This is a genomic window from Vibrio sp. Vb2131 (assembly GCF_033338535.1).
GTDB lineage: Bacteria > Pseudomonadota > Gammaproteobacteria > Enterobacterales > Vibrionaceae > Vibrio > Vibrio alginolyticus.
On record NZ_JAWOSW010000008.1, the window covers coordinates 144,025 to 166,742 of the forward strand.

General features: G+C 42.9%; 16 protein-coding genes. 4 read left to right on the forward strand and 12 right to left on the reverse strand.

The features are described 5' to 3' along the window. Nucleotides 1-137: 137 nt before the first annotated feature. Nucleotides 138-1,574: an arylsulfatase gene (locus tag R7E38_RS11175; protein ID WP_225478180.1), complete on the reverse strand. Its 1,437-nt coding sequence runs from the start codon at nucleotides 1,572-1,574 to the stop codon at nucleotides 138-140. A gap of 247 nt (nucleotides 1,575-1,821) precedes the next feature. On the opposite strand from R7E38_RS11175, the gene R7E38_RS11180 reads away from it, so the two are divergent. Continuing rightward, nucleotides 1,822-3,339 carry an arylsulfatase gene (locus tag R7E38_RS11180; RefSeq protein WP_033905220.1) on the forward strand — a complete coding sequence of 506 codons (1,518 nt, stop codon included), beginning with the start codon at nucleotides 1,822-1,824 and terminating at the stop codon, nucleotides 3,337-3,339. Between the two features lie 107 nt (nucleotides 3,340-3,446). Here R7E38_RS11180 and R7E38_RS11185 read toward each other — a convergent pair whose 3' ends face one another. From R7E38_RS11185 to R7E38_RS11195, 3 genes are all read right to left on the reverse strand, one after another. Beyond that, nucleotides 3,447-4,445, reverse strand: a complete 999-nt coding sequence (locus R7E38_RS11185; protein WP_033905219.1) for an HAD family hydrolase — start codon at nucleotides 4,443-4,445, stop codon at nucleotides 3,447-3,449. A gap of 162 nt (nucleotides 4,446-4,607) precedes the next feature. After that, nucleotides 4,608-5,705, reverse strand: a complete 1,098-nt coding sequence (locus tag R7E38_RS11190; RefSeq protein ID WP_017634003.1) for a hypothetical protein — start codon at nucleotides 5,703-5,705, stop codon at nucleotides 4,608-4,610. A gap of 53 nt (nucleotides 5,706-5,758) precedes the next feature. Next, the gene (locus tag R7E38_RS11195; protein WP_149191825.1) at nucleotides 5,759-7,084 is read right to left on the reverse strand and encodes an anaerobic sulfatase maturase; all 1,326 of its coding nucleotides are present in this window, start codon (nucleotides 7,082-7,084) and stop codon (nucleotides 5,759-5,761) included. 238 nt (nucleotides 7,085-7,322) lie between these two features. On the opposite strand from R7E38_RS11195, the gene R7E38_RS11200 reads away from it, so the two are divergent. Continuing rightward, on the forward strand, nucleotides 7,323-8,051 hold the full coding sequence (locus R7E38_RS11200) for a formylglycine-generating enzyme family protein (protein WP_411978675.1): 729 nt from the start codon (nucleotides 7,323-7,325) through the stop codon (nucleotides 8,049-8,051). 45 nt (nucleotides 8,052-8,096) lie between these two features. Here the strand turns inward: R7E38_RS11200 and R7E38_RS11205 are convergent, their stop codons facing one another. After that, nucleotides 8,097-10,427, reverse strand: a complete 2,331-nt coding sequence (locus tag R7E38_RS11205; protein ID WP_226083652.1) for a tetratricopeptide repeat protein — start codon at nucleotides 10,425-10,427, stop codon at nucleotides 8,097-8,099. Between the two features lie 388 nt (nucleotides 10,428-10,815). Between R7E38_RS11205 and R7E38_RS11210 the strand changes: the two genes are divergently transcribed. Continuing rightward, nucleotides 10,816-12,381: an arylsulfatase gene (locus R7E38_RS11210; protein ID WP_005377767.1), complete on the forward strand. Its 1,566-nt coding sequence runs from the start codon at nucleotides 10,816-10,818 to the stop codon at nucleotides 12,379-12,381. A 176-nt stretch (nucleotides 12,382-12,557) separates the two neighbouring features. On the opposite strand, the gene R7E38_RS11215 is transcribed toward R7E38_RS11210, so the two are convergent. The 7 genes from R7E38_RS11215 to R7E38_RS11245 form a co-directional block, all read right to left on the reverse strand. Continuing rightward, nucleotides 12,558-13,979 carry an aspartate kinase gene (locus R7E38_RS11215; RefSeq protein WP_005377768.1) on the reverse strand — a complete coding sequence of 474 codons (1,422 nt, stop codon included), beginning with the start codon at nucleotides 13,977-13,979 and terminating at the stop codon, nucleotides 12,558-12,560. 86 nt (nucleotides 13,980-14,065) lie between these two features. Then, entirely contained in the window at nucleotides 14,066-14,452 is a 387-nt protein-coding gene (locus R7E38_RS11220) for an ectoine synthase (RefSeq protein ID WP_005377769.1), read from the reverse strand. Nucleotides 14,453-14,466: 14 nt separating this feature from the next. After that, the gene (gene ectB, locus R7E38_RS11225) at nucleotides 14,467-15,732 is read right to left on the reverse strand and encodes a diaminobutyrate--2-oxoglutarate transaminase (RefSeq protein ID WP_017820939.1); all 1,266 of its coding nucleotides are present in this window, start codon (nucleotides 15,730-15,732) and stop codon (nucleotides 14,467-14,469) included. A 34-nt stretch (nucleotides 15,733-15,766) separates the two neighbouring features. After that, complete coding sequence (gene ectA / locus R7E38_RS11230) at nucleotides 15,767-16,300, reverse strand: diaminobutyrate acetyltransferase (protein WP_005393379.1); 534 nt, start codon at nucleotides 16,298-16,300, stop codon at nucleotides 15,767-15,769. 314 nt (nucleotides 16,301-16,614) lie between these two features. Further along, the gene (locus R7E38_RS11235) at nucleotides 16,615-18,273 is read right to left on the reverse strand and encodes a BCCT family transporter (protein ID WP_005377772.1); all 1,659 of its coding nucleotides are present in this window, start codon (nucleotides 18,271-18,273) and stop codon (nucleotides 16,615-16,617) included. 192 nt (nucleotides 18,274-18,465) lie between these two features. After that, nucleotides 18,466-19,212: a 3'-5' exonuclease gene (locus R7E38_RS11240; RefSeq protein WP_226083639.1), complete on the reverse strand. Its 747-nt coding sequence runs from the start codon at nucleotides 19,210-19,212 to the stop codon at nucleotides 18,466-18,468. Next, complete coding sequence (locus tag R7E38_RS11245; RefSeq protein ID WP_005377775.1) at nucleotides 19,212-21,092, reverse strand: DUF294 nucleotidyltransferase-like domain-containing protein; 1,881 nt, start codon at nucleotides 21,090-21,092, stop codon at nucleotides 19,212-19,214. Before R7E38_RS11245 ends, R7E38_RS11240 begins: the two co-directional genes overlap by 1 nt. 438 nt (nucleotides 21,093-21,530) lie before the next feature. On the opposite strand from R7E38_RS11245, the gene proV reads away from it, so the two are divergent. Beyond that, on the forward strand, nucleotides 21,531-22,718 hold the full coding sequence (gene proV, locus R7E38_RS11250) for a glycine betaine/L-proline ABC transporter ATP-binding protein ProV (protein WP_017633996.1): 1,188 nt from the start codon (nucleotides 21,531-21,533) through the stop codon (nucleotides 22,716-22,718).

Sequence of the window (22,718 nt, forward strand, 5' to 3'; positions counted from 1 at the left end):
AAACAACGAACTTTAAGTATGGTCGACGAATATGACTGTTCAAATGAAACTAGAAAAAACATGGCCCTAAATGGCTCTAATGAGATATTGAACCAAAAACATACCTCATGTATGCGAGAAAGAGCCATTGGGGTAAACTACTTCTGGCGTAACCCATCCACTGGAAATTGATTGAAATTCCCCTTGCTACAATCGGGCTCATATCCAAATGGAGCAGGGAAAGGAATCGTATCGCAGCTTGTTGAAACGGAAGATTCAAACTTTACTCTCTTTCCTATCATGATAGGAAATAACCATGTGGCATTATTTCTTAAATCAAACTCCTCTTTAGGGTCATCAATCAAATTATATATTTCAGGGATCTGTAATGGGCGCCCTTTCTCCGGCATGATATCTTGATCAATAAAGTGCATCTTGTAATTTTCCCACTTATAAGCGTAGGTTTCAGATCCATTGTTAACGATGAAACCATCTCGATTAGACTTTTCACTATCTCCCTTTAAAAAGGCCCACTGATCAATACTATCTATTGTTCTATCGCTTGGTAATTTGTATCCACCGACATGAGAAAGTGAGGCAAATAGATCCACAACATGGATAATTTCATCACTCACTCTACCCGGTTTGATGTGGTTAGGCCAAGAGGCAATAAATGGTGTTCGGAGAGACCCTTCAAGAGCCGTAAAGTACGCACCACGCCATGGCCCGCTAGAGCCTTGGTATGGCATATGCCACTCTGGACCGTTGTCAGAAAACCAAATCACTAGTGTATTGTCTTTAATTCCTGCTTTTTCTATTGCACCAATAACTTGCCCAGCTCGAAAATCTATCTCAGCTAACACATCTGAGTAATTTCCTTTGCCTGTTTTACCAATAAAATCAGGATGAGGTAGCGTCGGTAAATGTGGTTGAGTAAAAGTAATTACAGAGAAAAATGGCTTATTCTCTTTCACATTTCGATTTATAAAATCTGTGGCATGTTCAACTAGCTCACTGTCAATCGTTCTACGTGAGTCCAAATTATATTCTTTGACCCCTTTAGGATCCTGCCCTGCTCTAGCTGAAAGGATTTGAGGTTTAGGTAATATAGCTTTATAACCGGGTTGAGAGCTATATTCTGACTCATCCGTCGTATTTGCAATGCCATACCATTCATCAAAGCCTTGATCCGTTGGAAAGCGCCCTTTTTGGTCTCCCAAATGCCATTTCCCGTAAAGGCTCGTGTTATATCCTTGTTCCTTAAACTTCTCTGCAATGGTTATCTCCCAGTTCACCATACCGTAAGGCACTCCCCAAACAACCTTATCTGTCCCAGATCTAAGCGCTCGCCTCCCCGTCATGAATGAGGAGCGAGTTGGTGTGCATTGCGGTTCCACATTAAAATTAGTAAGGCGTACACCTTCTCTAGCAAGTTGATCTAAGTTTTTGGTTTCAACACCTCTGGTACTCCCATAGGAACTTAATTCCCCCCACCCAAGGTTATCAACCAACATTACTACGACATTTGGTGTCTCTTCCGCAACCACTTCTAACGGGATACATAGAAACAGGATAGTTGCTAGTTTATTTTTCATAGTGTCGCCTTTCATTGAAATTTAATCCTGTAAGTGCGTCTTATCACACTTAAAACACACTAAAGTCTAGTTCATGTTAATTAACATTTTTGAAAAACAGGGATTACTTGGAAGCAACAAAAAACCTCTACTATATTCAATTAACTACATTGTCTCATTTGGTGTCATCTCACTCGACTTCGCCATGATGAACACAATTAGTAACGTTATATAACGATAATGGACTCATTTATCGCGGAGGATTTTCATGCGAAACTCGATTAAAAAGGTAATGGCATTGGTCGGTACATTAGCTGCGTCCACAGCCTTTGCTGCCGATAAGCCCAACATCCTTGTGTTCTGGGGTGACGATGTAGGTGTATACAACATTAGTGCGTATCACAATGGTATGATGGGAGGGAAGACTCCTAACATTGATAAAATCGCCAATGAAGGTGCCATTTTCACAGACGCTTACGCACAACAGAGTTGTACTGCCGGACGAGCCTCATTTATTCTGGGTCAACATCCGTTTCGTACCGGTCTATTGACTATTGGTATGCCCGGCGCAAAAGAGGGTATTCAATCGAAAGATCCTACTATCGCGGAGTTACTTAAAAATCACGGCTATGTGTCTGGTCAGTTTGGAAAAAACCACCTTGGTGACCAAGATGAGCACCTACCAACTAACCATGGGTTTGATGAGTTCTTTGGTAACCTATACCATTTAAACGCGGAAGAAGAGCCTGAGTCTGAGTTTTATCCAAAAGATCCAGAGTTTCGTAAAAAATTCGGACCTCGAGGCGTGTTGAAGGCGACTGCGGATGGCAAAATCGAGGACACAGGTCCCCTTACTCGTAAGCGTATGGAAAACGTAGACCGAGAGTTCATGGATGCTAGCTTGGCCTTTATGGAAAAAGCAGTAAAAGAAGACAAACCATTCTTTATTTGGCATAACTCAACCCGTATGCACGTCTGGACACATTTGAGTGAAGAATATCAAGGGAAGTCAGGTTACGGCTTATACGCCGATGGCATGATGGACCTAGATGATCAAGTAGGTGTCATGCTTGATAAACTTGAAGAGCTAGGCGTAGCAGATAACACCATTGTTGTTTTTAGTACTGATAATGGCGCTGAGAAATTTACCTGGCCAGATGGTGGTACTACACCGTTCAAGGGCGAAAAAGGTACGACTTGGGAAGGCGGATTCCGCGTTCCGATGATGGTACGCTGGCCTGGAAACATTAAACCAGGAACGGTTATCAACGATATCTTTTCACAAGAAGACTGGATGCCAACTCTACTCGCAGCTGTGGGCGAACCTGATGTGAAAGAAAAACTATTGAAGGGTCATAAAGCAGCGGGCAAAACCTTTAAAGCACATTTAGATGGCTACAACCAACTTGATCTGCTGACTGGTAAAGCTGATGAAGGCGCACGCAAAGAAATCTTTTACTTCGATGCTGGTGGTAATTTAAACGCCGTTCGTTATAAAGACTGGAAGATCCACTTCAGTGTTATGGAGGGTGCCATTAATGAGGCATACCGCAAAACACCTAGTTGGCCTTTGATTGTAAACCTTCGTATGGATCCATTTGAGGTCGGTCCAGATGCAGCACTTTACGTCAGACATTTTTACGCTGATCAAATGTGGATGTTCGTTCCTGCTCAAGCTATCGTGCGTAAGTTCCTAGAGACATTTAAGGAGTTCCCTGCAACGAAAGGTAGCTCGTTAAGTATTGAAAAAGTGGTAGAAACAATGACACAGCAACCTAGAAACTAGACCCTAGGTATCGAAGCTATTGTGGAATTAACTAAGGCCTCAATTGTGAGGCCTTTTATTTCGTTGCAATTGTTTGGTTGCAGCAAGTTATGGTCAAACAAAGATTATCATTTAGTGCTCTCTTTAAACACTTGATTCCAATCTTGTTTCATATCGACAAATAGCCAACCTTGCTCTTCACCTACTTTAAACGATTTATCTAACTTACCAACATGAGAATCTTTATCATAAGCCCATTCACGCTTGTCATCCGTGTGATGGATAATCGCAGAAAATCTTGGACCTGAACCTGCTTTCGTCCACTCTAACATCTGTAAATCACCATCAGAATTACCAAACGCCATGACAGGACGTTTGCCAATGAAGTTTTGAATCGTCACAGGCTTTACTGCTTTGTCATTGACAAAGTCTATTTCCGGCATGCGTTGGATGGTAGGTTTTCCATCAACACTTTGATATTCCGCCTTTAACGTCGTCCCCACGATGTTTTGCGTTGGAATGCCGTATACTTCCGGCGCCCAAACGCGCATAAATTCAATTCCGCCTCCAGAAACGATGTAGGTCTGATAGTCGTTCGCTCTTAAGTAGTCGAGCAGTTCGAGCATAGGTTGATAGACCATTTCAGTGTATGGTCTACCCGTTGTTGGATGGACAGCCGTTTTCAACCATTCCTTAACTTCTTGATGAAACTGTTCAGTAGACATTCCAGAATGGGTTGCCATAACAAGCTTCATTACACCTTCGAGTCCTTGTTTACCAATCCCCTCCATGTCACCTTTTAATGCGGAAGCAAAGGGTTCGGTTGTCTTCCAATCAGGATGCTCAGAGGCCATTTCTTTTACTCTATCGATCGCAAAAAACAACTGTAGATAAACAGGCTTTTCTGCCCAAAGTGTTCCATCATTATCAAACGTCGCGATTCGTTGGCTTTCAGGCACATAGGAATCCGAACCTTGGGTCGTTGTTTTCGTAACAAACGCCATAATAGCTTGCTTAGCGTCAGTGTTGTTCCATGACGGAAGTGGATCTTGCATATCAGCAGCAACAGCGTAACTAGACAGAGCAAAACCTGTTGCTAAGACAATCGCCTTTAACTTTATAGCCATCTTAATTCCTTATATTGAGGTGCTAGGTGCGAATCCAATCAAAAGTATAGTTCAATTGAAACAGGCGCATATTGAACTGAAATATGCAACGGCCACCAAAAAGTGACAATGTCACCAATCTGGTCCACTATTTTATTAAAATAGAAACATGGAATTTAACGATTAGAGTTTAAATTCATTGGCTTCAACTGATGTAGAGGCACTTTTACGTCCCTTTTTCTGATTGAGCTCTTCAATAACATAGTCGGGAGCGACCTTCGTTAGCTCTGTTAAGCAGTCATCCGTTTTAGGGTTGCCGTATCTAACATAGATGTCACACACGGCATACAATTGTTCTGGAGCACCGGATATCAAATACGCTTGCTCAAAAGCGTTGACAGACTTCTTCAAGTCTAACTCTTCTTGCAGAACACCATTTAAGTACCAAAAGTAACTGTTCGTCTTTGCCATCGTCGCAGCTTTGTCTATTTCAAACGCCGCTTCTTTCTTTTTGTCTAATCTAACCAAAGCGAGAGATTTAGAATAATGCAGCGAGGCATCTTCTGAATTTAGCTTGATACCCTCGTCAAGCACGTTGATAGCTTTTTGGTCTAGCTGTTGCGCTCGGAAGTTGTCTGCGTAGCTTAACCAAACTTGAGGGTTGTTTGGCTCAAGCTTAGTTAACTCTGGGTATATCAGCGCCGCTTTATCCCAATCACGATGCCAACGGTAAACGTCTGCAAGTAATAACTTGGAAACATTATCGTTCTTACTGGACAAGTGTGCTGTCAGCTCTGAAACAGGCCCCTCAAGTGACTGCTGTTGCTCCGAACTCAAATTGGCGTAATCTCGAACGAGGTTAATCGCTGCTGTAATTCGCACCATGGCGGCGTCATCACTCAATAATGGTGAAATCAAACGCCAACGGTGCTCAATCATATATGGCTGTGCTCCCACGATCGCAGCTTCGCGAATACCTGCATCTTCATCCTGCAACCCACGCGCAACTGCAACCAATGCATTTTGGCTTGGATAGTTGGCTAACTCACGTAAAGCATCAATACGTTTTTCTGAAGACAACTTTTTATTTTGCGCATCATAAGACAGCTTTTCGACTCGTTGCGCCGGTGTCATTTGAGCTTCTTGTGGAGTGACAACCGTTGTCGGCGATACTTGATCTGGGTCTAGCAATGTTGTTTCTTGTGCCACCACGGCTTGACTCGTAGCAATGCCGATCGAGATCACGAGTAATGATTTAGAGAGCAGCTTAATTTTTTGCATTCAATAACCTATATTCTTTCATTTCCGGGCCTGTAGCAGGCGTAGTGACTATCTTAAAACTTCATTTCAAACACAGTCTGTGTTTGAGTAGCTTGCTGGCGTAGAATCTGGTCACTGTATTTACCGTGAACCACTGGGTTACCTGTCGCTCGTAAGATGTACGCCATCGACTGATCAACATGGGTAAAAAACTTCTTCCAACCCGCGCAGAGATAATTAAGACCAGGCTCACCTTGCCTAGTACGGATAAAACGATTTTTGGGACATTCTCCAAAACATGCAAATTGATAATCACATTGAAGGCACTGTTGGGGCAGCGTACGACTTTTAGCAAACCCAAATTTCTGCTGCTCAGAGCTATAAGCGAGCGTATCGAGCTTTTCGTGATGAATGTTTCCAACCTTATATTCTGGGTACACGTAATGATCACACGCAAACACATCACCATTAGGCTCCATTGCTAAGCCTTTCCCGCAGATTTCACCTAACGTACACAGTGGGTTTTTTCTGCCCATCCAGGTTTCGATACTGGCTTCAAAGTACTGAACAAACACGTTGCCGATATCGTGTAAAACCCATTCATTGAAAATCGCGATCAGAAAATTTCCCCATGCTTCATCCGCAACGCAAAAAGGCTCAACAACGGCATCTTTATGACCTGGGATCAACCGTTTATCTCCTTGCTTTAGTTGCTCGTTTGGCTCCCAAGTTTGAGGGGCGGTTGTTCTGAATATTTTCTGCTCAACTATTGGAATAAACTGCATTTGAGGGGAGCGTACTTCATCTCGCAAGAATCGGTACACTTCAAGTGGGTTACGGCCGGTCAAGTTGTTAACACAAGTGAGCGTAGCAAACTTTACTTCGTGCTTATGTAATAATTCAACCGCATTCATAACTTGCCGGAATGTGCCTCTACCAGCTCGGTTTGTTCGGTAAGCGTTGTGCATCATTTCTGGGCCATCAATGCTTAAACCGACGAGAAAGTTGTTCGCCTTTAAAAACTCACACCATTCATCGTTAAGCAGTGTGCCATTAGTCTGGAGATCATTGGAGATCGTAATGCCATCGGGACGGTATTTATTCTGTAGCTCAACAATTGTCTTGAAATAATCCAAACCTAGCATTGTCGGCTCACCACCCTGCCAAGAGAAAATGATTTCAGGTGTATTCTGTCCCGCTATATATTGACGGATATAGGTCTCTAGCGTTTCCTCATCCATGACTGGTGAGCAGCCAGGCTTGTACTCAAGTAAATCTTGTTTGCTTAGGTAATAACAATAGGTGCAATCGATATTGCACACTGCACCGATAGGTTTCGCCATGACATGTAATCGCTTGGATGCTTTTCCATTGAACTGCGGACCTTGAGTTATGTGCATTCATCACCTTCTTAGTTGCTAGCCTGTGCCCAACGGCGTTAAGACTAATCATTAAGTTAATCGCCTAGTGTGATGATAATGTTCAATTATTCGTGGCGCTTGTTATAGTGTGTATAACTGTTTTTCATAGACTTGCCTGATAAAATTCTTTGATCATAAATGTTGATGGAGCTCCCCTATGAAGCATTCCAAAAGTAATACTCTTTACCTTGGTGCCGCTATTTCGATTTCGCTAATTATGACTGGATGTGCAACAACACAACCTAGCCCTCTTGCTCAAAAAATCGATCAAGATATGGTTCTTATTGAAGGTGGACAATTTATGATGGGCTCGGATAATCCATCAGCAAATAAATCCGAGCACCCGGCTCGCACCGTTCGCGTGGATGATTTCTATTTGGCAAAATTTGAGGTAACCCAAGAGTTATTCGAATCGGTTACAGGATCTTCTCTGAGCTATTTTAGAAACCCAAATACGCCCGTGAATAACATTAGCTGGCAACAAGCCAATTATTTTATAAAGAAATTGAATGAAAAAACGGGAGAGCACTATCGTTTACCCACCGAAGCAGAATGGGAGTTTGCAGCGAAAGGGGGGAATCTAAGTCAAGGATTCACTTACGCGGGGTCTGATGATATTAACGACGTTGCCTGGTATGCCAGTAACTCAAACAATAAGGCACACAAGGTAGGTCAGAAAAAACCGAATGAGCTTGGCTTATACGATATGACGGGTAATGTTGGTGAGTTTGTTATTGATGCGTTTGATGAAAGCTATTACAAATCAGCACCAAGTGATAATCCGGTAAACGCAAAAGATGAAAAAGAAAGCCTTGCACACAAGTCTGTACGAGGTGGTAGCTTTGCCTATGATGCTGACGAATCCGAAAACTATCGTCGCGATTTTGCTAGCCAGTCAGTCATCATGTCCGACATGGGGCTGAGATTAGCGAAAGACGCTGATTAAACCAAGTAAGAAAAAGTGGAGCGATAAAAGCTCCACTTTTGGTAATTAGCTCCTATTGACCCCAACAATAGAGGCTTTAAGCTGATCAATAGCTTGTTTAGGTGCATAGTGACTAAGCTCTTGTATGCACCTATCGAAAGCAAAAGCGACAGCACCTTTTTTATGATTTCTCGCTAGAACCTCGCATTGAGCAAACAAGTGTTGTGGATTGCCACCGACTTCAAATGCTGTATGCAACGCTTTACTGGCTTCTAGAACATCGCTTTTTTCTAAAGCTAGACCGTACACGTACCAATAATGCGCATTAGTTTCACCAATTTCTGCGGCGCGTCTAAGTAGCTTTTTCGCATCATCGGCTTTGCCTTGACGTAACAAAGAAAGACCTGCGCTGTATGGTAATGTGCTGGATTTAGGTTGAGCTTTCATCCCTTGTTGTAGCACCGTGATCGCAGCTTCTTCTTTACCTAGGTGGCGATACAAATCTGCTAGGTTAACGTAGCTATTTTCGAAGTAGGGTTCGATGCTGATCGCTTGTTTATACAGCTCGGCCGCTTTGTCGATTTCACCTAAGCTGCGGTACACATTCGCCAAATTGGTTCTTCCGAAACCACGATCGGCATTAAACTCTTGAATTTCCATGTACTCTTCTAAAGGCGATTTAATTATATCTTTTTGTAAAGGGGTCATTTGTGCGTAGTTCGCTACCAGCGCCGAGGCAGCTTCCGCTCTCACTGAAAGCACCGGGTCACCAAGCAATGGCTCTAGAATCCGCCACCGATCATGAAATTCATAACCAGACGAGCCTGAAATTGCCCCTAATCGAACCATTTCATTCTCATTCTTAACGGCCCTAGCCAAAGATACTGTTGTATTTTGGTCAGTATTGCCCCCCATTCTCTCCAGGGCTGAAGCACGAATAATGTCTTTTAACGACGAATCCTGAGCAGAGTATGCCAACGCATTTGCTGCTCCTTGATGACCAATTGAATCCGCATAAAATGCGACAGCAAAATGTTGTTGATTACGATACTTCGAATTCGGGTACCATTCTGCTATCTGTTCATCGGCCCATTGATTGCTTTTATCTTCATGGCATGACATGCAAACATTGGGCGTTCCAATGTGTTTGCTCAAATCCGGTCGTGGAATATGCCAACTGTGGTCTCTACGAGGATCGACTTGCATGTAAGTCGTTTCTGGCATGTGACAAGTCGTACATTGCGATGCTTCAGATCCAGCCTTATGAAAGGTATGCTTTTCAGGTGTATATTCCGATGCAATATGGCATTGCGAACATACTGCCTCTTCTGGGATCGTTAACTCTGCCGTGTGTGGATCATGGCAATTAGTGCACGTGACCCCCTTCTCCGCCATTTCAGATTGAAGAAACGAACCATAAACATAATCTTCGTCGTAAATCTGTCCATCATGATAGTAGAGTTCAGGTGTTATAAGACTTAAGCGATATTTATCAAAAAAAGAACCTTTAACATGATCACCTGTTTCATTTAACTGGGTTCGGCGACTATGGCATTGAGCGCATGTTTGCACTTGATTGGTTGCTTCAATTGATTTCGGCTGTAACGTACTATGGCCTTCCTCAAACACCCAATCCGACACTGCTTTAGACAAATTTCGATCAAAGCCATAATGGCTGTCATGCTCAAAAGACGTGCCAGCATTTTTGTATTTCTTGGCCAGTTCTATGTGCTGACTAGCGGGACCATGGCATGCTTCGCATCCCACATTAATCTCTGACCATGAGCTGTTGTAAGTGTTTTTGTCAGCGTCGTAATTCTTCTTTAGGTTCGTTGAATGGCAATCAGCACACATGAAGTTCCAATTTTGCCCGGTATTGGTCCAATAGAATTCATCCGTTGTTGTCGTTTCTGGATAAAGATGAAACCAACGCTGTCCCCCTTCAACTTTAGCTCTTGTGTCCCAAGCAAAAGGAATAAGCTGCACGCGGCCATCTTCAAACTCGACCATGTACTGCTGTAATGGTTCCCAGCCAAATGTATAGCTGATCTTATAGTCATGCCATTGCCCGTCAGAGCCTTGAATGTTGACCCAATATTCGCCGCCTTTTTTAAAAAAACGATTAGGCATTCCTTTGTGTGTTACAACATGGTTATCAAAATTACCACGCACAGAGGTTGTACTTGCATGCTTCATGGCCATATCGTGATGTGACCCTTTCCAGGCCTCCACCTCGTTTTGGTGGCAATCTATACAAGCTTGTGTGCCAGCATATTCTGGATTTAAGCCTGAAGGAATATTTGGTTTCTCTGTTAATAACTCTTGAGAAAAAGCCATAAAACTGACAACAACGTTGACCAGCAATAAAATGCGAAACCGGCCTGCCCACTGACTCATAGATATCCTTATATTTATAATGTACAACCTAAATCAATATAGACACTAAATCACTGGTTATACAAATAATTACAAGCAATACATAACGACTTTAGTATTGCTTTAGGACCGTAAAACAAGCGAACATCCTATTGTTTTTCATTTCCATCCCCTCTTCTACTACGCAATAAAAATAAGGCTCTTCAGTGATCTAAATCTACTTTACGAATCTCTACAAACTAACAGGATAATCCTATTTCTTCTTAATTAACAAATGGTTACTACCTAGCAATAACTTATGGTTATATCGAGTATAAGAGGATTTTTCTATATACATCATTAACTTATGCAGCAACTAAGCATAAGGCTCACTTGTGCTTATCTTTACTCTCAACAATCTGGAGTTTTTATGGCAAATCAATTGAGCAAAATCGCTGTAGGCGCAGGACTGTTAGCGGCGTCCAGTGCTGCTATGGCAGCCGACAAACCGAATATTCTGGCAATTTTTGGTGACGATATCGGCTACTGGAATATCAGCGCATACAACCAAGGTATGATGAGTTACAAAACGCCAAACATCGACCGTATAGCGAATGAAGGCGCGTTGTTCACAGATCACTACGGACAACAGTCTTGTACTGCTGGTCGCGCGGCCTTTATTACAGGTGAAGAGCCATTTCGTACGGGTTTGTTAACAATTGGTATGCCAGGCTCTGACCACGGTATACCTGATTGGGCGCCAACCATTGCAGATCTGTTAAAAGAACAAGGTTACATGACGGGTCAATTTGGTAAAAACCACTTAGGTGACCAAGATAAGCACTTACCGACCAAACACGGCTTTGACGAATTCTTCGGTAACTTATATCACCTAAACGCAGAAGAAGAGCCTGAAACTTATTACTACCCTAAAGACCCAGAGTTTCGTAAAAACTATGGCCCTCGTGGTGTCATTAAGTCTTATGCCGACGGTAAGATTGAAGACACTGGCCCGATGACACGAAAACGTATGGAGCACGCAGATGAAGAGTTCCTAGAGAGCTCTTTGGCATTTATGGAAAAAGCAGTTAAGGCGGATAAACCCTTCTTTATTTGGCATAACGCCACTCGTATGCACGTTTGGACTCGCTTGCAAGAAAAATACCAAGGTAAATCAGGTGTAAGCATTTATGCCGATGGTATGCTGGAACATGATGATCATGTAGGTGTTTTACTCGACAAGCTGGATGAGCTAGGTGTTGCAGACAACACTATCGTTATCTACTCAACGGACAACGGCGCAGAAACCATGACTTGGCCAGATGGTGGCGCAACACCATTCCATGGTGAAAAAGGTACAACTTGGGAAGGCGGTATGCGTGTTCCTCAACTGGTTCGTTGGCCAGGCGTCATTAAGCCAGGAACCAAGATCAATGAAATGATGGCACACCAAGACTGGTTGCCTACATTATTGGCAGCTGCTGGCGTACCTGATGTAAAAGAAAAACTGGCAGAAGGCTACAAAGCAAATGGCAAAGAGTGGCGTGTACATTTAGATGGTTATAACTTCATGCCATACTTTGAAGGTAAGGAAGAAAAAGGCCCTCGTGAGTCGCTGCTTTACTTTACGTCTAATGGTGAATTAAACGCTGTCCGCTGGAATGACTGGAAACTTCACTTTGCAACGCTTGAAGGGAACCTAAGTAACGCAGTTCGTTTTGCTCCGAACTGGCCTAAAATCATCCACCTACGCGCTGACCCATTCGAAAAAGGCCCAAGCGAATCACAAATGTACTTGCGTTGGATGGCTGACAACATGTGGCTATTTGTACCTGTTCAAGACGTTGTGGGAGAGTTCTTTAAAACACTTCCAGAATACCCAATGCAACGTGGCACAGCGATGAACCCTGCTTCACTAAACTACGACTCTCTAAAAATGCAAGAGAAGCTGCAGCAACTAGACAAAGTTGAACAAGAAATCAGCAAGTTTAAGTAAACTAAGTTAACGTTAGTTAATCAGTAACATTAAGCCAGCAGACCATTCTGCTGGCTTATGTGTATCGCCACATAGGAACTTACTTAAATCGTCTGTTTAGACTATGCAAAAGTACAAACTGAAAAACAAAAAAGGAGAGCTAACCTGCTCTCCTTTGTATTTTAACCGTGGATAAACTAAGCCACATTAACCGATTTAGCTAAACTGCTACTTTGGAAAAACTCATCATGCAATGCGCAAATCGCGTGCTGGTATTCCTTATCACCGACAACAAATTGAACATTTACATTTCTCAATGATGAGTGCAGTGCAACTGGCGTAACGCCATTATTCATCAATGCAAGCACACCTTTCGCCAACGTCTTGTTGGTATCAATTTGAGAACCGATGGCTGAGATAAGCGCGACCATACGACCTTTAATCGAGGCATTCGGATAACGTTTCTCGGCTTTATACAATACTTTGTTTAAGCTATCTGTACTGCCACCTAGATAGTAAGTAATAGAGTTAGCGTTCATCTCTTTACCAACCAAACTTACACGAGCATCGGAGATGATTTCCATCAATTCGTAACTAACGTTATCGGCTTTTCCTACCATTGCTTGGTCAAACAAATGCAGTGCAAATACTTTCTCTTTACCTGCGATGATCTCGACTTTGTCTTCTTCTGGGCGGTAGCTTGAAGAGATCAAAGTACCTTCGTGTTCAGGTTCGAATGTATTTTTAATCTGTAGCTCAATACCACTTTCACGCAAACCCGCAGCGGCATTTGGGTGAATCGCTTCCATGCCAAGGTTGGCAAGTTGGTCTGCTACGTCATAGTTTGTACTACCAATTGGTAATACTTTTTCAGGGCCAACAACGCGTGGGTCCGCTGAGCTCAAGTGGTACTCTTTGTGAATTACTGCTAAATCCGCTTTTGTTATTGCTGCAATTCGGCTAAATGTCATCTCACTATAACCTCGGTCATAAGTGTGCATTAGGCCCTCTTTACAGTAAGCATAACCTGTCACGATTGGCAGTTCTTTTGATACATCGATATCAGCAAACGCGTCACTGATCGACTCATCAAGGCTTCTTGGCGCTTGATTATCCCAACCAGACAGGTCAACGAACTTAGCGTTAATACCCATATTTTTTAGTTTTAGTGCTGTGTTGTAAGCACTATGTGCCTCACCGATAGACGAGAGAAACTCTCGAATTTGAGGCAAGTACTGGCGCAACGAAAATTGACCGTACTGACAGGTTTCTAAAATATTCGCGATACAGTTTTTCGCTTCAGCAATGCGGGAGCGAATGAATTTATCCGCACGGATACGATTCATTGGGTCCGCAAAAATATTTTCATTGGTCAGCAACATACGGCTTTCAACGTACGCTAACGCTTCTTCCCATTTGTCGTCGCGTTTCGCGATAAGCTGATAAACGCCTGGTTTACTGGTTTTTTTACACTCAAGCAGCGCATCGGTCATACCACCGTATGCAGATACGACAAAAATACGATTGTATGGTGTTTTGGGACGAAGAATAATATTGTCGAGAACAGCATCAAATGCTGTCATTGATGTACCGCCGATTTTTTCTACGGTAAATGTCATGATAAGCCTTTTTTGATTGGTAACTTTAAAAAGAAAAAAGAAGAGATAGTAAAGTGTGGGGTGGCAAAGCACCCCACCATCATCTTTTAGTCAACGAGAGGATAAACACCGTTTTCATCGTGCACTTCAGCGCCAGTAATCGGTGGGTTAAACACACACGCCATTACCATTTCTTTATTCTTATAAGCTCTCAAGTAGTGCTCATCGTGTTTATCAAGGATGTATAATGTACCTGGTTTGATTGGGTACGTTTCTCCACCTACAACTTCAATCTCACCTTCACCACTCATACAAAACACCGATTCAAGGTGGTTTTGATAGTGAATATGAGTTTCTGTATCTTCATAAATCGTTGTGATGTGGAAAGAGAAACCCATGTTGTCGTCTTTCAACAACATGCGGACACTTTCCCAGTTATCTGAAACAACACGTCGTTCGCTGTTGCGGCATTCATCTAGAGTTCTGACGATCATAATTAAAATCCTTATTAAGATGCTTGTTTGAAATGTTTCGCAGCGATAGTCTCTACTGCATTTTCAAAGATGCTTAGTCCTTGATCTAGCTCTGATTCGCTGATGGTTAGTGGACAGAAGAACTTCACAACTTCATCGTCTGGACCCGCTGTCTCTATCACCATTCCATTCTCGAAACAGTTTTTCGCAATTTCAGATGCCATGTCACCATTGATACATTCAATACCAACCATCATGCCGCGGCCTTTTTTCTGCACAAACATTTGTGGAAAGCGACGAACACAACGGTCAATAACAGCACTTACCTTGTCTGAACACTGCTTGATGTGTGTTTCAAAATCATCGTTTGCCCAGTAAATTTCTAGTGCTTTTGCAGCAGTAATAAAGGCGTGATTATTGCCACGGAACGTACCGTTATGCTCGCCTGGCTTCCACTGGTCAAGCTCAGGCTTAAGTAATACGACAGCCATCGGCAAACCGTAACCACCGATCGACTTCGATAGCGTCACGATATCCGGTTGGATACCAGACGGCTCGAAACTAAAGAAAGTACCGGTACGTCCGCAACCTGCTTGAATGTCATCGACAATCACAAGAATGTCATTGGCTTTACAGATTTTGCTCAAACGTTGTAACCACTCGTTTGAAGCAGCATTTAAACCACCTTCACCCTGCACAGTTTCAAGAAGTACAGCGGCTGGTTTATCCATACCTGCAGAGTTATCATTTAGCATGGTTTCGAACAGCGCGAGACCATCTACGCCAGCGTAACCTTCAAATGGAATACGAGTGACGTTACTTAGACTAGAACCGTTACCTTGTCTGTGATGCTGGTTACCCGTTGCAGCCAGTGCGCCAGCAGTACAACCATGGAAACCGTTAGTAAACGCAACGACGCTGTCGCGGCCTTTTACTTTTTTAGCCAGCTTCAATGCCGCCTCAACAGCGTTAGTACCTGTTGGGCCCGTAAACTGAACCTTGTAATCCAAGTTTCTTGGTTTAAGGATGTAAGTATCCAACGCTTCCAGAAACGATGCTTTCGCTTCTGAGTGCATATCCAAACCGTGAGTAATACCGTCCATTTCAATGTACTCAAGCAACGCTTGTTTTAGTACTGGATTGTTATGGCCGTAATTTAGAGATCCCGCTCCAGCAAGGAAGTCTAAGTATCGTTCACCTTGTTCTGTTTCTAGCCAGCAGCCTTTCGCTTTACGAAAAACGACCGGGAAATTGTTTGAATATGAGCGTACGTTGGATTCCTGCTTTTTGAAAATATCCATGATGAGACCGTTTTTAATTCCTATTGTTTGAGGATTATTTGAGAGGAATGCGATACAAATATTCTGTATCGTGTTTGCCTTTAAAGTGGGCTTCTTCATCCAAAAATGTGCTTACTTGGCCAGAATTGCCGTTCATCGCATCTAACTTTTTGAACAGTGCCCAAGAGGCTTTATTATCTTCCGTGATGGTAGTTTCTACCGATTTAACACCGCCTAATTCCTCTCGGGTGAGAAGTTCTTTCAACATGCGGAATGCTAAACCATGACCTCTAAAGCGAGGTGAGACTGCAACTTGCCAGACAAATAAAACGTCTTGCTCGTCTGGTTTCTGATAACCGGAAATGAAACCTGCGATTTCGCCTTTTTGCTCAACCAAAATACTGGTTTTGCTGAAATGCGTAGACTGTAGGAAATTGCAATAAGATGAGTTCATGTCCAATGGAGGACAGTCTGCAATCAAGCTGTAAATGTCGTCACCATCAGAGATTTTAGGCTCACGAAAAATCCATTTTTTACTTGAGTCTTCTCCAATCTCTGGATAAAGGACCCAAGGTGCTGATGTGATCATGTGAAAATACATATCCTTTGAGGTCTAATTAAATTTCCTTTTTATTATGGCCATCCCTCGCGACTAAAAATCAAATAATCTGCCTTTTTATCGGTATTTTTGTGATGCAGATCACAAAAATAAACCTATTAACCAAAAGTTAAAATAGTTCGAGGTCTAATTTATTAAATAGTCACCCAAATGCGCAGTACAAAAAACAACCAGAATAAGACCATTTTCCATGCTGTTCATTTCTCAGAGAAAAATAGAAATCCAAAAAAAAGCGGCATGCTTTCGCATACCGCTTTTATCAATAATTTAACTGCTGATACTAGTTATTTTGATTTCTTAGAAACCGCCTTTGGACGAGGTTCATCCATCAAACCTTTTATCAAAGATACCGTTGCAACAAGCAAAACAATAGTAAATGGTAAACCAGTCGTCACCGCCATTGCTTGAGCAGCAGCTAGACCACCACCCAACATCAATGCAATCGCAACCAAACCTTCAAACGTACACCAGAACACGCGTTGTGGCGTTGGTGCATCGACCTTACCGCCCGCAGCAATAGTATCAATAACCAGTGATCCTGAGTCAGAAGAGGTAATGAAGAACACCACGACTAAGATAATGCCGACAAAAGATGTTATCTCAGCCAATGGCATAACATCTAACATGGCAAAAAGTTTTAAAGGCAGTTCTGCGTTAAACACCGCCTCGTAGCCATCATTAACGTATTGGCTAATTGCGTTACCGCCAAAAGCCGTCATCCATAACACACAAACTGAAGATGGGATAAGAATAACGCAAATAATAAACTCACGAACTGAACGACCGCGAGACACACGTGCGATGAACATACCCACAAATGGTGACCAAGAAATCCACCACGCCCAGTAAAACGCCGTCCAGCCTTGAGAGTAATTCACATCCTCTCGTCCAAATGGCATAGATAAGGCAGGGATATTAGCCACATAGGAAACGATGTTCTCGAAGAAACCAGTTAAAATCGCAATCGTCGGGCCAACAACAATAACAAATAGCAATAGCAGCGCTGCAAGCCCCATATTGATTTCAGATAAGATTTTCACGCCCTTATCGAGTCCAGCCACAACAGAGATTAAAGCGAGCGCAGTAATACCAATAATCAATATAACCTGCGTGGTATTGGTCATTGGGACATCAAACAGGAAGTTCAAACCCGTTGCGGCTTGAGATGCACCGTAGCCTAGCGATGTTGCTAAGCCAAAAACCGTCGCTACCACTGCAAGAATATCGATAATATGACCAGTCCAACCCCATACACGCTCACCAAACAAAGGGTAAAAAATTGAGCGCATGGTGAGTGGCAAACCTTTGTTAAATGAAAAGATAGCCAGCCCAAGAGCCAAGAGCGCGTATATTGACCACGGATGAAGTGCCCAGTGGTAAATCGTCGCAGCCATCCCTAATGCCGAAGCTGCAGTTGCATCGCCCTCTGCACCACCTAGCGGTGCCCAGTCAGTACGTACACCATTCTCAACGCTCACGCCACCAATCGCAGAACTAAAATGGGACATCGGTTCTGATACACCGAAGAATACAAGACCAATGCCCATACCCGCAGCAAATAGCATTGCCAACCATCCGGCATACGAATAATCCGGTGTTGCTTCAGTACCACCGATTCGTACACGGCCTAATGGTGTGAAGATCAATCCGACACAGACAATGACAAAAATATTACCTGAAGCGAGAAAAAACCAGTCTAAATTGTGCAACAAACCCGCTCGTAGGTCTGCAAAAAACGGCTCTACCTGTTCTCGGAATAATAGTGTTATCACAACAAACATGACGATTGCTAAGCCAGAAATTGCAAAAACACGGTTATGAATATCAAGGCCAAATGGGCCTACCTTTAGCGCAACGTTATCCTGACCAATTTGATAGTCAGTATCTATTGCGTTTACTTTTCCATCGGGGCGTTGAATGCCACCGTTATTATCGGTGCTCACGGATAATCTCCTTAAAAATACGTGACCAAGTTTAAATTACTTTCGTCGGAGTTCGAGTAATGAAACGTCTTCATCACTACCAAGCACATGTTCATAAAACATTGTTCTTATAAGCGGTTACTCAATCCGCCATCATAATCTTAAAGCCCCCTATCTCTCATTGCATTTTATTGTTTTCACCATAAATAACGCCTATTGCCAAACCGAAGATATTGGCATGTCTCGATTAAAGTGATACTGCAGTTGTGCTTGAAACAGCTCCGCAGTTGCTAACGCATCCGTCAGGGCATGGTGAGGTTGATAAGCAGGGAGGCCATATCTTTCACGAGCGTGCCCTAATCGTACAGAACCGGGTTTCTTGCCTTTCAACTTATTGATAAAACCTCTGCATTCACGGCGTTGTATCGCATACTCAATATCTAACGTATCAACAACAGGAAACTGTATCCCCTCTCCGATGCTATTTAGCAAGGCGTTATTAAAGAACTGCCTTTCAATGTTCTTGTAGTGAACAAGTACCACTTTGCCTGACAACGCATCCAATATTTCACCCAAGATCTGAGACAGCTGCGGCGCGTTTTTAACCTCAGAGTCAGTGATACCGTGAATAATGACAGACTCGTGGTTTAACTCTCTGTTTGGGTTAACGACCCAATGAGCAGAGCCATTACATTGAACACGATCAATAGTAAACGGGACAAGTCCGATCGTGAGAATGACATCCTCTTCCGAGTTCAATCCTGTTGTCTCAAAGTCTACCGAGACAAATGGCACTTGTTCAATTGGTGTTTCCCCATTAACCATCGGTGCCGAATAGTAGCGTTTGAGCCTCTCGTCTTTCGCTTCTTTAGCGAGTTGTTTGAACAACATTGACCACTCTGGCGTCTGGGATGTATCCAACAACGGCTGTTCTTTTTCTACTTTTTTTGAGAACCACATTATTTGCTACTTCTCTGGTATCGAAACTTAATGAAGTTCTGAGCGTTACTTAGAATTTGAAATGCTGCTTTTAAGTTTCGACGTTCAAATTCAGACATGTTCTCCGGCTCAATATTGTTGTCTGGCTCTTCTCCATTTTCTATATCAAGGGCTTGGTGACGAATTCGAACCATGTAGATTAGCTCCATCGCATCCCTTAAATCCAAACCTCGACCTTTCGGTAAAATGCCAGCATCATTAATGTCATCTAAACGGTCGAAAGAGTTTTGCGATCGGGAACCGATTGCCAGAGAATGCACCCGTATTAAATCGGCCAACGGAGCCGTCCCCCTTCGCTTCAAGTTAATCGAGTTGCGATGACGACCATCTTTCTCCATCACAAAGTCTTTGAAAAAGCCCAGTGGAGGCGTCCTACGTATTGCGTTGTACGCCATACAAGCAAGAAAGCGGTTATTTCTTTTCGCTCGTCTCACAATAAAGCTGCTTAATTGCTCCGCCCATTTCACTCGCCCATGCACACCGAGGAGATCAAAAAAGATATTACTATTTAACAACCTCTCAGGGGTTGGATTGTCTATCCAGTTTCCAAAGCATTCTTCCCATTCTGCACGAGTTTTTCGCCATTCTGGGTTGGTAGCCATAATGTCTCCAGTACAATAAGCATAGCCGCATGCCGCTAAACCATCACAAACAAATTTAGCAAACTTTTCAAAGTACTCTCCGTGAATCTCAACGTCATAACTGTTATCGAGAATAAGCGCGTTATCTTGATCCGTTACAATTAGCTGCTCATCCCTCGCCATTGAACCCATTGCGACTAAACAATAAGGAATGGGCGCTGGGCCGAACTCTTGCTCAGCTAATTCAGCGAGGCGTTGTTTGAAACTACTGCCTATAACCGACATGGCTCGACCAATCATGTGCGCGTTGGCATCTTCATTGACCATTCTTACGAAACAGTCTTTTACTTGTTCAGAAACCTGCTTGAGATCCTCGACACTGGTTTGCTGAAAAATAGAGCTCACTAGCAATAGGCTGTTCTGAGATTCGTAACGAACGATGTCCGTCATGCCAATAATTCCTATCGGCTTTTTATCTTTTAAAATTGGTAAATGATGCACGTTGTAACGCAACATGGTTAACATGGCCTCAAACACATAGGCGTTATAATCCAATGAAACCACGTCATAACTCATGACCTCACTCACTGGAATATTGGTATCAATACCTTGAGCTAGTACGCGAATGCAAAGATCGCGATCAGTCAAAATTCCAAGCAGCTGTTCGTCATCTTCTTCTGTGAGCTCCTCTGTCGGGCGAATAATGAGCAGAGAGGTGACATTTTCCTCTGCCATTAGTATCGCAGCTTCCTGAATTGAAGCCGTTGCCTCCAGAGTTACTGGATCTCTTGCTAAGATTTTACGTGCCTTAGCGGTGGTAAAGTCATTGCTTTCGGAGCGGCTAGATATTGCGCTTCGCAAACGCGCGCTATCTTCCAGTTCCATGTAGTCCGCAAAGTTTTCAAACTCATCACAAAGTTCATTGAAGATGTTTTCCGGAATACAGTAAACGAGAGTGTCTTCTATCGCTTTGGCTGGCATACGTACGCGGTTGTTCATCAACAACCCCATCTGACCAAACAGTCCACCAGCATCAATCCTGTTGTAAAGTTCACCTTTACGTCGATAAATCTCTACCGCCCCACTTCTCACCATATACAAGTCGCGGATCGTATCTCCGAAGTTAAGGATTTTTGTTCCTTGCCGAAAGTATGCAACCTCGGCATTGAGAGCAATTTTTCTAAGCTGCTCTTCAGGTAGGTCATCAAAAGGTGGGTACTGGCTAATGAAATTGAGCACTTCTAACTGTTCGGCTTCCATTTTTTATTCCATACGTTGCCTAAACTACAGCGATAAATATCACCCTGAGTGAAATCAAGCAATAAATAAATCTAAGGATAACAGTACCTAACCGATTTCACAGGACCAAGCCTTAACCAAAAATTAGAGCTCTAACCTTTTTATATGTAGAGCTCTAAGCTATCACAGCTTATATCTATGCAAGCGAGTTGAGTTGAAATGTACAAAAAAATTCAAAATAAATTCAACCCTACGTCAGGGCAACGTTATGGCGGATAAAAACACATCACAAGCAATTGTTTTAAATATAAAAAACAAGAATTGAACATACCTTGCTCAACGAATTCTCTATGCACGGCAGAACTAGTTAACCAACCCCCTTTCGTTGAAAGTTGAACTAAAATTAATTAGAGTACAAATCGTTAAACAGTTATAAACACACGAAAAAGGACAGATAACATGGATCCCATACTGGAAGTTAAGGGACTGTATAAAGTGTTTGGAGAAGACCCAGAGAGAGCCTTCTCGCTTATCGACAAAGGCGTCGATAAAGACGGTATTTTTGAACAGACAGGTTTAACAGTCGGCGTAAACGATGTATCTCTCACCATAAATGAAGGGGAAATTTTCGTAATCATGGGCCTTTCTGGCTCCGGGAAATCCACCCTTGTTCGACTTCTTAACCGGCTCATTGAGCCGACTAAAGGTAGTGTTTATCTCAAAGGAAGAGATATCGCCCACATCTCCGAGAATGAACTTCGAGAAGTTCGTCGTAATAATATCTCAATGGTGTTTCAAAGTTTCGCACTCATGCCACACATGACGGTGATTGAAAATGCCGCCTTTGGTTTAGAACTTGCCGGCATCGATGTTAATGAGCGTCAGAAAAGTGCCCTTTCCGCCTTAGAAAGAGTGGGTTTAGACCCTTATGCAGAATCTTTCCCTGACGAATTATCCGGTGGTATGAAACAGCGCGTTGGTTTAGCGAGAGCGTTAGCCTGTGATCCTGACATCCTATTAATGGACGAGGCGTTTTCCGCTTTAGACCCATTGATCCGTTCTGAGATGCAAGATGAGCTTATTCGTCTACAGAACGATGACAAACGCACAATTGTCTTCATTTCTCATGATTTGGATGAAGCAATGCGCATTGGCGACCGTATCGCCATCATGCAAAACGGTGAGGTTGTTCAGGTTGGTACACCTGATGAAATATTACACAGTCCAGCAAATGATTATGTCGAAGCCTTTTTCCGCGGCGTAAACATCGCAAGTGTCTTGACAGCAAAAGATATCGCGCGCAAGAAGCCAGCGGCTGTTTTTAAGAAATCGGAAAATGACGGTCCAGGCTCTGCGATGCAGATTCTGATGGATCACGACCGTGATTACGGTATTGTCGTCGATAAATCTAGCCGATATTCCGGCATCGTATCTCTTGATTCACTACGTTTGGCTCATAAAGAAAACCGTTCGTTAGCCAGTGCTCAATTACCGGATGAAGTTACTCTTCAGCCTGATCAGTCAATTAATGACATTTTGGGTCTGGTTGCTGGTGTTCCTTATGCCGTGCCTGTCGTAGATGAGCAAGGAACTTACTTTGGTGTCGTGACTAAATCACGTCTTCTACAAACACTAGATAAGGATTAA